The following is a 14,604-nucleotide window of genomic DNA, read 5'->3' as shown; positions in this document are numbered from 1 at the left end:
CAGCGACCAACTAAATAATATACATTCATACCGCATGAATAAAGCCTATTTTCAAACCTACCTTGACAAACAAAAAGCGGCTTACGATGCCATACCGGTTGACCAGGTCGAACATCTCATTACTCTTATTAAAAAATGCGGGGAAGAGGGTCGGCAATTATTCGCTTTTGGAAACGGAGGTAGTGCTTCCAACGTATCGCATTTCATTACAGACCTGGGAAAAAGTGCATCGGATAAGATGGAAAAAGGCATCGATGGCCAGCGCTTTCGATGTATGTCTTTAAACGAAAATGTATCGTGGATTACGGCCCTTGGCAATGATTACGCCTATGAGGATGTCTATGTACGACAACTTCAGAACTATGCTCGTCCCGGCGATCTGGTGCTGACGCTTAGCGTTAGCGGTAACTCACCCAACGTAGTGAAAGCAGTGCAATGGGCGAACGATAATGGGTTAACAACGATCGCCCTTGTTGGAGGTAAGCGTGGTAAACTGGCCGATCTTGCCCACGAATCGATTGTGATTCAGGATGAACACTATGGTCGTGTGGAAGACGCTCAGATGACTATCTGCCACATGTTGTGTTATGGGTTTATAGAAAGTTAGCCAAAAAAAGGTGGAGCGGAGAACAATCATTCGATCTTTTCTCCGCTCCACCTTTTTTAAGAATAGCGATCGTTGCGCCAGGGATAGGCAGTGTTTGAATATCCGCGTTCTTCCCAGAAACCAAGCTGGTTCTTCGACAGGAACTCAATACGTTTGATCCATTTTGACCCTTTCCACGCATATAACTGGGGTGTAATCATACGCAGTGGGCCACCGTGTTCGCGGGGTAACGGTTGCCCATCAGCGGTGTGAACGAGCAACACATCAGGTTTAAGTGCCTCTTCAAGCGAGAGGTTTGTCGAATAGCCGTCGTATCCGTAACACATAACATGCGTAGCAGACCCTTTCGGATCTACCAGAGCGGCCAAATCCATAAACCGGACACCTACCCACGGAACATCCAGCCGCGACCAGGTGGTAACACAATGGAAATCACTGGTATCATCCACTTGCGGTAGGGCCATCAGATCCTCCCACTTCAGCCGAACGGGGTTGTTTACCTCACCGTCAATATTGAGCTGCCATTTATCGAGCGGGATATTTGGCTGATAACCCAGGTCCAGCACAGGCCACTTCGACGTAACGGTTTGCCCAACAGGAACGGCTGGCATACCGTGGCGATTGGTCGGACCAGCACCACGTGGCTTTTCATCTGTCATAGAGGGTGTCTGAGCCATTTTCTCCTCAAACCGCCGTTTGAGCTTCATTCGGGCCTCGACAATTCTATCGGTTTTCTCATTAGCTTCCATACCGATATAAGTTATTTCTGATCGAAAAAGTTACCGTATTTCCTGAACATTCTTTTGCGAAGGATAGCCATTTTAGGCCCCTCGCACATAGCTCCCCAGTAATTTAACCTCGGCGGCATGGTGGTTTAGAATATCCTGTAAGTCAGGGTCGCTGGCATGACCTTCACATTCGAGCAGAAACCAATAGCGAAACGTAGCACCGTCTCGTAGCGGACGACTTTCAATCTTGGTCAGGTTAATGTTTCGGGCATTAAACTCCTGTAAAAATTCGGCCAGTACCCCCGGCGATTCCGTGTTCGGCAAACGCGCAATTAGGGTCGTTTTATCGTGGCCACTTGGTTGATTGACAAAATCTTTAGCCAGAATCAGAAAGCGAGTACGGTTCAGGTCGCTGTCCTCAATATTGTCGAAAAGTACGGGTACGTCGAACAACTTCGCAGCAATATGCGAACACAAAGCGGCTGCATGAGTCTGCTGGGCTGCCAGCTTAGCTGCTTTTGACGTCGATTCAACCGGTACTAATTCGGCTTTTAATCCGTCGAACGTATCGTTCAGGAATTTACTACACTGCCGAAAGGCAATATCCTTCGAGTAAATGTGTGTGATGTCAGCTAAGTTCTCAGCCTTTGTTGCGAAGGTGAAATGTACGGGAATCTGGGCTTCAGCCGCAATACGCAGGTCTTTTTCGAGCAACAGATCAATCGCTTCGTTCACAACACCCTCCTGGTTGTTCTCAATCGGTACCACTCCAAACCGAACCCGGCCCGTTTCAACGCTTTCGAATACCGATCGGATGGTTGGTAAGGCCATATACGCACTCATGGCCCCGAATCGGCTTTCAGCAGCCTGATGTGTAAAACTTCCTTCCGGTCCCAGATAAGCGACCCGTTCAGGTAGTTCGAGATTCCGGGAGACGGCAAAAATCTCCAGGAAAATGGCCTCAATGGCTGGTCGGTTCAGCAAACCATTATTTTGCTCATTCAGTCGGTCCAAAATTTGCTTTTCGCGTTCGGGTCGGTAAATAACCGTGTTGCTCGAGCGTTTGAGTTCACCCACCTGACGGACCAATTCCATTCGCTGATTCAGCAAAGTCAGCAATTGATCGTCAAGAGCGTCAATATTGTTACGGAGGGATTCTAAAGTCATTATGGAAAGGGATACGCTACGTAGTGTACAAAAGTACATTACCTGCCGCCTACTGCAAACTTTAATCCATGAAAAGCAAGCGTGTGTAATCACTTAACAGGATTAATAACCAACCGATAAGCCTTCCCCCAAAATACGAACAAGCCCGACTGAACGTTCAGTCGGGCTTGTTCGATCAACGAAAAGAGAAGTTTTTACAGCGGATTCTGTACAATCGCTTTGTTAGCGTTTATTTCCCGCCGTGGAATCAGGAACTCCCACTGATTGTCACCAGCCGGAACTTCAAAAAGCACAACTACAGCCGAACTCAAATTAGCCCCAGTTCGATTGAGCGGCAAGTTCATCCGTTTTAGATCCGTAAACCGGAAGCCTTCACCCCAAAGTTCAATACGTCGGTTGAACAAAATTTCATCAATCAGGGACGTACCCGTTTTAGTCGACAGCTTATACGAAGGATCGCGCTTGCTCACCAGATCAAACAACACGCTGGCAGCTGCGGCTGTGTTTCCCTGACGCGCCTGCGCTTCGGCTTCGATCAAATACATTTCAGCAACGCGCATATAAGGAACGTCCCCCATTGTACTGGTTGACGGCGTTCCTGGCAGGCGGAATTTCTGAGTCATATAAGCAACCCGCACACCACCCGTTGGTACGACAGAGTTGGCCGCGGTGGGTGCCTTAACCCACATTTTCGAGCGTACATCCGTCGCGGGAATCTGATCGTACAATACGCTGTTAATGACTTTTGGATCTACCCGAATATTCGTTGAATTGAAATTGCTGGAGATATACGAGTGGAACGCCCCAAAATACTCTGACTGGTCTTCCAGGTGATCGAAGCCCCACATCCATTCAGGGTTGCTTATATCCGAAAAGCCTTCCTGATACTGTGCTACACTCATTGCCGTATAACTTTTGCGTGCTTCTGCCGCAAACTTGGCTGCATCAGCCCAGTTTTGCTGAGTCAGGGCTACCCGCGCCTGAAAGCCTTTTATTACGTCAAGATTGATGTGCGACTTAAAGCTACGGCTTGATGTAAGTAGGGTAGCAGCATCCGCCAGATCTTTATTGATCTGCGTGTAAACTTCTTCGACGGTTGCCCGGGGTAAGCCTTCGGTGGTCGGCGTCAATACCAGCGGCACACCGAGTTGCGCATTTGGTTTGGTCGCGGTATTATACCGTTTACCAAAAAGCTGTACCAGGTTGAAATACGAAAAAGCCCGTAGCCCCAGCGCTTCGCCCTTTACCTGGTTCCGTTCGGCCTGTGTGCCAGCGGCATTGTCGATATTGGCGATAGCAAGATTCGCATTTCCAATAACGCGGTAATATAACCGGTACGGAAGCTCATCACCTACAGATGTTTCCGAGCGGTGTGCCTGCCAGCGTGTCTCCGGTAAATGCCAGGTGTTCGCTGTGTTTGCAATTACTACGTCTTCACCCAGTACATCCAGAATAATCATCATGGCTGGATGGCCAAAATGACCCTGCGAATCCAGATATCGCACAATCATTGCCCGGTATATGCCATTGATGGCTGCTGCTGCATTCTTTGTGGTAGCATAGGCGGCTCCAGCATCGATATTACCCGTAGGCGACAGTTCTAAATATTGTTTTTCACACGCTGTAGCTAGTAGACCTAAGGCCATTACAAGCGTCAAATATCTTTTTTTCATGAGTTGTCTGAAGCTTAAAGTGAGAAGGAAACACCCAATACCAGGCTCTTAGCCGGACTAAAGGCGTTACCGGTTACACCATTGAATTGCTGCTGAACATTCATTCCCTGCCGGCGAGAAAGGATCAGTAAGTTTTCGCCACTTACATACACCTGCGCATTCTCCAGGAATAATTTACGAGACAGCGTATTTGGCAACGAATAAGACAGTGTTACTGAACGAAGATTCAAATAGCTGGCGTCCGTAAGCCAACGGTCCGACTGCGCATCAAAATCTGTGGTCCGACCAGCATCCATCCGCGGTACATCGGTTATATCACCAGGGTTCCGCCACCGCTTCAGGATATCGACGTGCTTAGCGTTACCATAACCGCCCGCACTCATGATGGCTGCGTAAGCCGCGTCATACGTTTTGCCTCCCAACTGGTAAACAAACAAGGCAGAAAGCGAAAGACCTTTATACCGGAATGTATTGGTAAAACCGCCAGTCAGCGCCGGAATCGACGAGCCATTGTAATGATAGCGAGCATTATTCACGTTGTTCGTAAGGGTATCTCGTGTACTCCCGTTCTCTGTAATGATGGAATTGGACGCTACGTAACTGGCCGCCCGGTACAGAGCTTCACCATTCGCGGGATTGACTCCTTTATATTCTCGCAACCAGTAATCATAAAGTGATTGACCTACAGCGAGTTTTTTGGTTCCGTCAATAATTTCGGGATTCTCATCCGGCATTTTCGTGATCCGGTTCTTGATCTTGGTCGCATTCAGATCAAGACGCCAGGTAAAGTTTTTCGTACGGATCGGCTCGATACCCAACTCGATCTCAACGCCCCGGTTGTACATTGTTCCTATGTTGCGGGTAACGGTCGCTATACCATCCGACAACGGCAATGGTACGGCGAAAATCAAATTAGAGGACTGACGATCAAAATACTCGACCGTACCGGAAACCCGACCCTTAAACAGGCTAAACTCAAGTGCTACGTCGAATGCGTTGCTCGATTCCCATTCCAGATTTCTGTTCCCCAGACTCGTTTGCAGAATACCTGCTTCCGTTGCATTGTTCCAGGACCCTAAACCGTATAAAGGCTGCCAGGCATAATAACTAATTGTATTGTCCAGCGCGTTTTGACCCGTATTGCCTCCTCCATCATTACCAGTCTGCCCATACGATGCCCGTAACTTCATGGCGTTGATGGCAGGAATCGACCGAAGGAAGTTCTCCTGATCTAAACGCCAGGCACCACTCACTGAATAGAATGTTCCCCAACGTGAATCCTGGTAGAATTTGCTAGAACCATCGCGCCGAGCCGAGGCCGACAGAAAATATTTCTGGTCGTAGTCGTAATTGATCCGGGCGAAATAACCTTCTACCCGTCGCATGAAGGCAACTGAAGCTAAGTTAGTCGTCGTTGTGAAGTTAACCAGTTGGTAATTACCGTCTACAATTTGCTGTGATCGAGAACCCTCTAAGTTGTTATCACCAACCTGGAAGTTTTCATGTCCCAGCAACACATCAAAATTGTTCTTTCCAAACGACTTGTTGTAGTTCAGCAGTTGATTGAGGTTATAGCTGGTAATGTTTTGGAATTCATGCGTCGCACGACCAGCCGGGGCTCCGTCGCCCACTTCAGGATTTCCGAAGCTGTAGACGTTATAATTGGTGATATCAGTACCAATGTTCGTCGTAAATTTAAAATCCTTCAGAAATGAAACCTCTGCATAGCCGCGTGCGCTGAGTATATTACGGCGGTAATTATTCTGGTTCAGAACCGTCTCGGCAACCGAGTGGCGACCGCCAAACGCAGGTCTTGCCGGTAATCCTAAAGCAGTCAGGTTACCATAATCCCACCGTCTTTCTCCATTGGGTAAGGTCAGAAATTGGCCCGGGTTTGCCGGATCGTAAGCATAAACCGGATAGATCGGGCCTATGTTCCGAGAGAAGTAGAATGGATTCACGAATGCCGTACTACCTGCCGTTCCACCCGCATCGGCCTGATTCGATTTCGAGAGCGTTGTCGACAGGTTCGCTCCTATTCGCAGCCAGGGCTTCATCTGCGAATTAACGTTAAGTCGACCGGTAATACGTTCGTAATCTGAGCGTAGCAGATAGCCTTTATCATTCAGATACGATAGCGACAGGAAATAATCTGACTTATTCTGTCCACCCGCAAAGCTCACGTTTAATTCATCCCGATTTCCCTGCCGCATGATTGGCTTCTCCCAGTTCAGGTCATCCGGCGAAAACTTGAGACTGGCATTGGGGTTTAGCTGACCGTTTGTATCGACCAGTTGATTGTCCGGTACGTTATATACGTTGTATCCAACTAGGCTAACTAATAGCCTGGTTGCATCAGCATTGGCTGTAGCCAACGGCAAAGGATTTGTCGCTCGGTAAGCTACATTGTTCCGATACATTTCCCACATCAGTGGATAGTAATCCGATACGCCTACCCGTTCGTATTCGGGTAAGCCTCGTGTGCTGAAGCCTTTTGTATAGCGTACATTAATCGTACTCCGATCTTTCTGACCTTTCTTTGTCGTTACCACTACTACCCCATTGGCAGCGCGGGCACCATACAACGCTGTTGACGCAGCATCTTTCAAAACTGAAATACTTTCAATATCATTCGGGCTAATGTTAGCAATATTACCCGAATAGGGAATTCCATCCACCACATATAGGGGGTCGTTGCCCGACGAAATTGACCCAAAACCCCGAATCCGGATATCCGGCGCTGTACCGGGCTGTCCATTACCCGCCGTCGTCTGCACACCCGACACGGCTCCCGAAAGAGCTTGGGCAAGATTATTCACGGGACGTTTTAGTTGGTCGGCAGAGATTGTACCAGCCGAACCGGTAAATGATGCCCGCTTGGCCGTACCGAACGTAGTAACGATTACTTCATCCAGATTAGACGCATCAGGTGCAAGGCGAATCGCAATAGTCGATTGATTTCCTATCGCAACTTCCTGCGAAGCAAATCCAATAAAACTGAATACCAGTCGACCGCCAGTTGGTGCACTTAACCGGTAATTTCCGTCGGCATCGCTCGTTGTACCCCGCGTTGTTCCTTTGAGCTGTACACTCACACCAGGTAATGCCGATCCATCTTCTGATGACGTAATACGGCCGCTTATAGCCACATCCTGTGCTAACGCTGGCAAACAGAAAAGAGCAGTCAGTAGCCAACTGCCAAATAAAAGTTTACTCATGAAGTATTGGTGATAAAGTGTTTTGGATGTTTTCTCAATCGAGACATCAAAATTATTAAAAGGAGATTAATAACAGTATAAAATTTTTAACATTTACCTATTATAAATACAAAATATTGATTTAATACTATTACCCATAATTAAGTATAGATATAAAAGTATTTTGTAACAAATCTGCTAATATTCTGTGTTGGCATTAATCTTTCACCGGCCGTAACAACAAGCTAAACAGCTACACCTTTATCACCTGATCCGATTTTCTTGCATAAAAAAACATCCACTACGTATAGTGGATGTTTTGACTATTCATTCTATACTATTGTTCTTTTTAGTTGACCAGCACGGCTTCTTCGATGTCTTTTTCGATACGCAGATTATCAATAATAAATCGCTGTCTGTCAGGTGTGTTTTTGCCCATGTAATAGCTAAGCAGTTTAGCAACAGAGGTTTCTTTCTCCATAATAACAGGCTCTAACCGCATGTTCTCGCCAATAAATAGCCCAAACTCATCTGGAGATATTTCACCTAAACCTTTAAAACGAGTGATTTCAACCTTTTTTCCACCCTTTGTCAGTTTGTCAATTGCCTTTTGCTTTTCCTCATCTGAGTAGCAATACGTTGTTTCCTTATGGTTTTTAGGGTTACGTACCCGAAACAAAGGCGTTTCCAGAATGTACAGATGACCATTACGTACTAAATCCGGAAAAAACTGTAGAAAGAACGTCAACATCAACAACCGGATGTGCATTCCATCGACGTCAGCGTCGGTAGCAATTACAATTCGATTATAACGAAGCCCGTCTAACCCATCTTCAATATCTAATGCGTGCTGCAGTAAATTGAACTCTTCGTTTTCATAAACCACCTTTTTGGTTAGCCCAAAGCAGTTGAGCGGCTTTCCACGCAGACTAAATACCGCCTGAGACTGGACATTACGTGATTTAGTAATCGACCCACTGGCCGAATCCCCTTCCGTAATAAATAACGTAGACTGATAGCGGTCTTCCGCTTTCAGATCGGGCAGGTGATTTCGGCAGTCGCGCAGTTTTTTGTTATGCAGACTTGCTTTTTTAGCCCGATCATTGGCCAGCTTTTTAATACCCGCCAACTCTTTACGTTCCCGCTCCGATTGTTCGATACGCTTTTTAAGGGCATCTTTAACGGTGGGATTCATGTGCAGAAAATTATCCAAACGCTCTTTTACAAAATCGAGCACAAAGGATCGGACCGTCTGGCTATCAGTGTCAGGAGCCATGTTAAGCGATCCAAGTTTCGTTTTTGTCTGGGATTCAAATACGGGTTCCTGCACCCGAATGCTAACCGCGGCAATGATTGATCCACGAATGTCGGCCGGATCATAATCTTTGCCAAAATGTTCGCGTACCGTTTTTACGATGGCTTCACGTAGTGCGGCCAGATGCGTTCCTCCCTGCGTCGTATACTGCCCATTGACGAACGAATAGTATTCTTCGCCGTACTGATTGCCGTGCGTTAGGGCAATTTCGAGGTCATTTCCTTTTAAATGGATGATTGGGTAACGTAGCGAGTCTTCGTCTTTTTTAGTTTTATCGCGAAGCAGGTCGAGCAACCCGTTCTGCGAAATATATTTTTGCTTGTTAAAGGCAAGCGTAAGCCCCGCATTCAGATAGCAGTAATTCCAGATCATGTTTTCCAGAAACTGCGGAATAAAATGAAAATGCTTGAAGATTGTATCATCGGGCTCAAAGCAGATTAACGTACCGTTTCGTTCGCTGGTAACGTCTTCACCCTGATGTAAAAGGATTCCCCGCTCAAACTCAGCCCAGACAGTACGACCATCGCGGAACGACTGAACCCGAAAATAGGTAGAAAGCGCGTTGACTGCTTTTGTTCCGACTCCATTCAGACCAACTGACTTCTGGAAAGCCCCTGAATCATATTTACCGCCAGTATTAATTTTGGAAACCACTTCAGCAACTTTTCCGAGCGGAATGCCCCGACCATAATCACGTACCTCAACCCGATGATCGGTCACGCGCACATCGATCGTCTTACCGAAACCCATTACGTGTTCATCGATGCAGTTATCGATGGTTTCCTTAATCAGAACGTAAATACCATCATCGGCAGCGGACCCATCACCCAGTTTACCGATGTACATCCCCGGCCTCAGGCGAATATGTTCTCGCCAATCAAGCGAGCGGATACTATCTTCGTTATATTGAACAGACGAATTCGGTAATTCTACCATACTAATTTGTGAACAAGAAAACTAAAACGGGCTGTACTATGGAACAGCCGCGTCAAACCAACATTAGAAAAGTTATACCTTACGTTATCAGAACATGAAATGTTCCGCTCGATCAAAAAACTATTTAAAATCCAGCAAAAGTTCACTTACTTTGCCGACTGAACTGCGCTGTGTACTATACAGGCCAATAGATCGTTAGATACAGAAGTTAATCTTTGTCATGGCTCTTTTCGTACGACATCTTAAAAATATGCAAAATCCGCCAAATATTCACATCTTAATGCTAAATTTTTTTCTTTTTATTAGACCTTTCTTCAAACGCCAGTTTATCATACGTATTGCGGTTTTAGTACTCTCTGCTGTTGGACTAACCGCCCAGGCTCAGATTATAGCGCCCAGTAGTGGGGCAACAACGGCACCCAGTAGCGGGGCCGTGACAACACCCGGCGCCATTCGCTCCGGTGCAACGACTCCCAGCGCTGTGCAAAGCGGGCGGGGCGTTACCTTACCAGCAGGCGTTAACCCCAGTAACTTACCGGCTAACGCCCAGCAACAGCTGAATCAGCTCAATAATCAACGTAATGGGCAAACCCAGGGTCAGCCAAATGGCCAAACGGGTCGGAGCAATGCGTCTAACGCAGATCCAACAGCGGCAGACCCGAACAATCCAAATCAGGCTAACGACCCTAACAACCCAACCGATCCGAATCAGCAGACCAGTAACACAAACGTAAAAAGTGAAGAAGATCGGGCAAGGGAAGAAGCTCGCCAGAAAGTATTTGGCTACTCGCTCTTTAACGATCCGGCAATGAAAACTACGTTTCAGCCGAATACCAACATGGCCACGCCCCGTAATTACGTTATCGGGCCAGGCGATGAGTTGAGAATTCGTCTTTACGGATATTCGGAGGTCGATTATACGCAGAAAGTTTCTCCTGAAGGCGCTGTATACGTAGCGCAGGGGTCAGGGATTGGCCCCATTCAGGTAGCGGGCTTAACGATTGAACAGGCCAAAGCGCGTTTGGCCAGTCGTTTGTCCACCAAATTCGCTGGCTTACGAAATTCATCATACGGTCCCCAGAATACGTTCTTAGAATTGTCACTGGGTGAAATCCGTAGTATTCGGGTAACCGTAACGGGCGATGCCGTTCGTCCGGGTACGTATACGTTATCCTCGCTATCGACTGCGATGAACGCCATTTACCAGGCTGGTGGACCCAACGATATTGGTTCGTACCGGAAAGTGCAGCTCATTCGTAACAACCGCGTAGTGGCTGCCCTGGATTTATATGATTATCTGCTCAATGGTATTCAACGGAATGATCTTCGCTTACAGGATAACGACAATATCCGATTTACAACCTTTAGCGAACGGGTTGAAATCAACGGAACTGTTAAGCGAAACAATATTTTCGAGATGTTGCCCAGCGAAACGCTTGACCGGCTTCTCTTCTACGCAGGTGATTTCACGGCCAACGCCTACCGAAATCGGCTGAAGGTACGCCGGGTAACGGATCGTGAACTTAAGGTTATAGACGTAACGACACCCGAGTTCAAAACGTTTGCTCTGCGCGATGGCGACGTCGTTACGGCTGAGCAGGTTCTTGATCGCTTTGAAAATAAAATCACTATTGAAGGCGCTATTTATCGGCCAGGCGAATATTCACTTGACAATAATCCAACGCTGAAGAAACTTATTGCCAACGCCGAAGGATTGAAAGGGGATGCCTTTACGGGACGTATCAACATTATCCGGACTCGGGAAGATCTGGCCATGGAGCAACTGTCTGTCAATCTGGATGCGATTCTGGCGGGTACGCAGCCTGATTTACCACTACAGCGGGAGGACCAGGTCATTATCACATCGCGGTTTGAGCTAGCTGAACCAGCCAGTATTTCGGTACAAGGCGAGGTCAACAAACCGCTTGAGGATATAGCTTACATGGCCAATATGACCCTGAATGATGCCCTGCTGAAAACCGGAGGCCTGCGCGAATCAGCGGCCGCTTCCAAAGTAGAGGTTGTACGGCGAAAAAGAGATGCCGACCCCAGTTCGAAAACGGCGCAAATAGCCGAGGTTTTCACTTTTAACGTTAACCGGGACTTATCGCTCAATGCCGATGATAACAAGTTCGTCCTGGCGCCTTTTGATCAGATTGTAGTACGTCGGTCCCCAAATTATCAGATCCAAACATTTGCGGGTGTAGAAGGCGAGGTGATCACTCCGGGCCTTTATCCAATCAAAACAAAAGACCAGAAGATTTCGGATCTGTTAAATCAGGCAGGCGGACTCAGCCCTTTTGCTTACGTAGAAGGGGCTACGCTACTTCGGGCCATAACATTAAGCGAGGATGAAATCGTACGAAAACAGGCTATTGTTGATGAAGTAGGTGATAATGATACGAAAGTTGTTGTTGAACGATCAGAGATTTCGCCGAATAAGCTCGAACCCATTGATATTAACCTGAAGAAGATTTTAGCTAACCCTGGTTCTTCTGAAGACATTCTGGTGCAGGAGCATGACATTCTGCGTATTCCTAAATTGCTCGAAACGGTACGTGTTCAGGGTGAAGTCCAGTTACCTAAAACCGTTAAGTATCGGACTGGACAGACCTTTCAGGATTACATCGGCGATGCAGGTGGTTTCACGACCAGATCACAGCGTCGTCGGTCATTCGTGGTTTATGCAAACGGATCAGTTGACCGAACCCGGAAGTTTATGTTCTTTAACATTTACCCACGGGTAGAGCCCGGCTCAGAAGTCATTGTTCCGAGACGTAGCACAACACCACTTACTCCTCAGCAACTCTTAAGTTCGACAGCGGGTACAATATCGTCGCTGCTTTCAGTGATCGGTTTAATTATTGCTTTAAGTCGCGTAGGACGATAAATTTCATCAGGACATGACCCCAAATAACCTGACAACTAATGCCTCTCCCCTGGTAACGAACCAACCGCTACCACCGGATCAGATTTCTCCAAAATCAGTTCTTCTGCGTGTCGTTCAGTTAAAATACATAGCTCAACGTAACTGGAAAATACTGCTCGCTATGGTCATTTTGGGAGGAGTGATTGGGTTTATTTATGACTTAACCCATAAAAAGCCTCCTATTTACAATGCCTCGATCCTGTTTAACCTCGGAGGAGGTTCCAGCGGAGGAGGTGGTGGGCTTGGCGATCTAAGTCAGTTAGCTGGTGCTTTTGGCCTGGGTGGTGGCGCTCCTGATGCCAATATCTTCACCGGCGATAACTTTCTGATTTATGCTACATCAAGACCGATCGTGGAGAAAACATTGATGCAGCATGATACCATCAATGGTAAAGACACCCTTTTGGTCAATTATTACATCCGGCATAGTGGAATTCGGGATAAGGAGTGGGAGGACGACGAAAAAATGCGCTCCTTTTATTTTGATCGAGCCAAAACTCCCACTGAATACACCAAGCAGGAGCAGATGGCTATGGCTGCAATTTATGGTCGGATCACATCAGAGTTTTCGCTCAAACAGCCCGAACGTAAATCTTCATTTATCGATATAAGTGGGTTTATGGAAGATGAGCAGTTGACCGCTACATTTATCCAAAAACACCTACAAACGATCGAAAAAGATTATCAGAGCAAACAAACGAAAAAGACGCGGGAGATGTATAAAATGCTTCAGGATCGTGTCGATTCGCTTGCCAGAAAAATGACCGGTACTGAAAGTGCCCTGGCGCGCTACATGGACCAGAATCAGCAGATGGTTGTTGCGCAGGGTAAGATACAGGAAAGTAAGTTAACCCGTAGTTCATCCTATTTACAGGGGCTGTATTATTCGGCACTGCAAAGCGCAGATAACATGCGGCTCTCGCTGATTCGGGAAACTCCACTGTTTACGATCATTAAGCCGATTTATTTTCCTCTTTCATTAGAGGTAAAGGCAACGGTTGGTATGCAGGCTGGCATTGCCATAAGTCTTGTTCTGGCTATAGTCGTCATCTTCCTGCGTGAGACGTTCCGCTCGATTATGCAAGAGTAATAAAAACTACTACTGACCTACGAGTTAATCCACCATCCTGATGTACGTGTGTTATAACTCGTTGATTAACTGAATGTCTGCGCTGGCGGACCCAATATAACACACTACCTACTTTTGAAAACGCAAGAAGTAATTATTCAGCCTGGTCGTTCTGAGCGGCATTACTGGCGGGACTTGTGGCGCAATCGCGAATTGCTGATCATCTTGTCAATGCGCGACATTTCAGTACGTTATAAGCAAACAGCGCTTGGTACAGCCTGGGGCCTTATTCGTCCGTTACTGACGATGATGGTTATGGTACTGGTTTTCAGCAAGATTGCTAAATTACCGGCCGATCCGGGTATCCCTTATCCGCTAATGGTACTGGGCGGTATTACGATCTGGACGTTCTTCTCAACAGCCTTTACCCAGATTAGTAATAGCGTTACGTTGAATGCCAACCTGGTTAGCAAAGTTTACTTTCCGCGGCTGATTATGCCCCTGAGCGCCATTGCCATAAGCTTTGTCGACTTTCTGGTTTCGCTAGGTCTCTTTGTCTTATTGGCCATTTGGTATCGATTCATGCCTGACTGGCATTTGGTCTTTTTACCATTTTTTATTTTACTTGCTATATTAGCTTCCTTTGCGTTCGGGTTGTTCTTTGCCGTTGTTAATGTGCGATTTCGGGATGTAGGTCAGCTAATTCCATTTTTAGTACAGGTTGGTTTTTATGCCTGCCCTATTGCTTATAGTAGCCGACTCGTTGCGGAAAAGGGCGATGTGTGGTGGGTGCCTTTCTATTGGGCAAACCCAATGGTGGGTATAATTGATGGGTTCCGCTGGTCATTGTTAGGAGAAAAAGCTTATTTCAATCCCGAGAGTTTGCTGACATCTGTCATCACGATTGCGGTTTGTTTGAGCTTATCACTCGTTTTCTTTCGAAAACGAGAAAATACGTTTGTTGATGATATTTAATATAGCCA

General features: G+C 46.8%; 9 protein-coding genes. 4 read left to right on the top strand and 5 right to left on the bottom strand.

The window, feature by feature from the left end:
- Positions 1–34 precede the first annotated feature (34 nt).
- Positions 35–607: a D-sedoheptulose-7-phosphate isomerase gene (locus IC230_RS27295; protein WP_191042238.1), complete on the top strand. Its 573-nt coding sequence runs from the start codon at positions 35–37 to the stop codon at positions 605–607.
- Positions 608–663: 56 nt separating this feature from the next.
- Here IC230_RS27295 and IC230_RS27290 read toward each other — a convergent pair whose 3' ends face one another.
- From IC230_RS27290 to IC230_RS27270, 5 genes are all read right to left on the bottom strand, one after another.
- Positions 664–1,356: a sulfite oxidase-like oxidoreductase gene (locus tag IC230_RS27290; protein ID WP_191042237.1), complete on the bottom strand. Its 693-nt coding sequence runs from the start codon at positions 1,354–1,356 to the stop codon at positions 664–666.
- A 72-nt stretch (positions 1,357–1,428) separates the two neighbouring features.
- Positions 1,429–2,502: a prephenate dehydratase gene (pheA, locus tag IC230_RS27285; RefSeq protein WP_191042236.1), complete on the bottom strand. Its 1,074-nt coding sequence runs from the start codon at positions 2,500–2,502 to the stop codon at positions 1,429–1,431.
- A gap of 194 nt (positions 2,503–2,696) precedes the next feature.
- Positions 2,697–4,175 (bottom strand): RagB/SusD family nutrient uptake outer membrane protein, encoded by a 1,479-nt coding sequence (locus IC230_RS27280; protein ID WP_191042235.1) that lies wholly within the window; start codon positions 4,173–4,175, stop codon positions 2,697–2,699.
- Positions 4,176–4,189: 14 nt separating this feature from the next.
- Positions 4,190–7,393 carry a SusC/RagA family TonB-linked outer membrane protein gene (locus tag IC230_RS27275; RefSeq protein ID WP_191042234.1) on the bottom strand — a complete coding sequence of 1,068 codons (3,204 nt, stop codon included), beginning with the start codon at positions 7,391–7,393 and terminating at the stop codon, positions 4,190–4,192.
- A gap of 328 nt (positions 7,394–7,721) precedes the next feature.
- Complete coding sequence (locus IC230_RS27270) at positions 7,722–9,623, bottom strand: DNA topoisomerase IV subunit B (protein ID WP_191042233.1); 1,902 nt, start codon at positions 9,621–9,623, stop codon at positions 7,722–7,724.
- Between the two features lie 280 nt (positions 9,624–9,903).
- Here IC230_RS27270 and IC230_RS27265 point away from each other — a divergent pair, with 280 nt between their 5' ends.
- From IC230_RS27265 to IC230_RS27255, 3 genes are all read left to right on the top strand, one after another.
- A complete protein-coding gene (locus IC230_RS27265) occupies positions 9,904–12,513 on the top strand; it encodes a polysaccharide biosynthesis/export family protein (protein WP_223860885.1) in 2,610 nt (869 codons plus the stop codon).
- Positions 12,514–12,526: 13 nt separating this feature from the next.
- Entirely contained in the window at positions 12,527–13,642 is a 1,116-nt protein-coding gene (locus tag IC230_RS27260; protein ID WP_191042231.1) for a hypothetical protein, read from the top strand.
- A 114-nt stretch (positions 13,643–13,756) separates the two neighbouring features.
- Positions 13,757–14,596: an ABC transporter permease gene (locus tag IC230_RS27255; protein WP_191042230.1), complete on the top strand. Its 840-nt coding sequence runs from the start codon at positions 13,757–13,759 to the stop codon at positions 14,594–14,596.
- The last annotated feature ends 8 nt before the right edge of the window (positions 14,597–14,604 follow it).

Source organism: Spirosoma validum (genome assembly GCF_014699035.1).
GTDB lineage: Bacteria > Bacteroidota > Bacteroidia > Cytophagales > Spirosomataceae > Spirosoma > Spirosoma validum.
This window is presented reverse-complemented; position numbering and strand designations above follow the sequence as displayed.

Excerpts from the sequence above, each read along its gene's own strand:
- IC230_RS27295 (WP_191042238.1), top strand. The coding sequence starts at position 35 with ATGAATAAAGCCTATTTTCAAACCTACCTTGACAAACAAAAAGCGGCT.
- IC230_RS27290 (WP_191042237.1), bottom strand. The coding sequence starts at position 1,356 with ATGGAAGCTAATGAGAAAACCGATAGAATTGTCGAGGCCCGAATGAAG.
- pheA (WP_191042236.1), bottom strand. The coding sequence starts at position 2,502 with ATGACTTTAGAATCCCTCCGTAACAATATTGACGCTCTTGACGATCAA.
- IC230_RS27280 (WP_191042235.1), bottom strand. The coding sequence starts at position 4,175 with ATGAAAAAAAGATATTTGACGCTTGTAATGGCCTTAGGTCTACTAGCT.
- IC230_RS27275 (WP_191042234.1), bottom strand. The coding sequence starts at position 7,393 with ATGAGTAAACTTTTATTTGGCAGTTGGCTACTGACTGCTCTTTTCTGT.
- IC230_RS27270 (WP_191042233.1), bottom strand. The coding sequence starts at position 9,623 with ATGGTAGAATTACCGAATTCGTCTGTTCAATATAACGAAGATAGTATC.
- IC230_RS27265 (WP_223860885.1), top strand. The coding sequence starts at position 9,904 with ATGCTAAATTTTTTTCTTTTTATTAGACCTTTCTTCAAACGCCAGTTT.
- IC230_RS27260 (WP_191042231.1), top strand. The coding sequence starts at position 12,527 with ATGACCCCAAATAACCTGACAACTAATGCCTCTCCCCTGGTAACGAAC.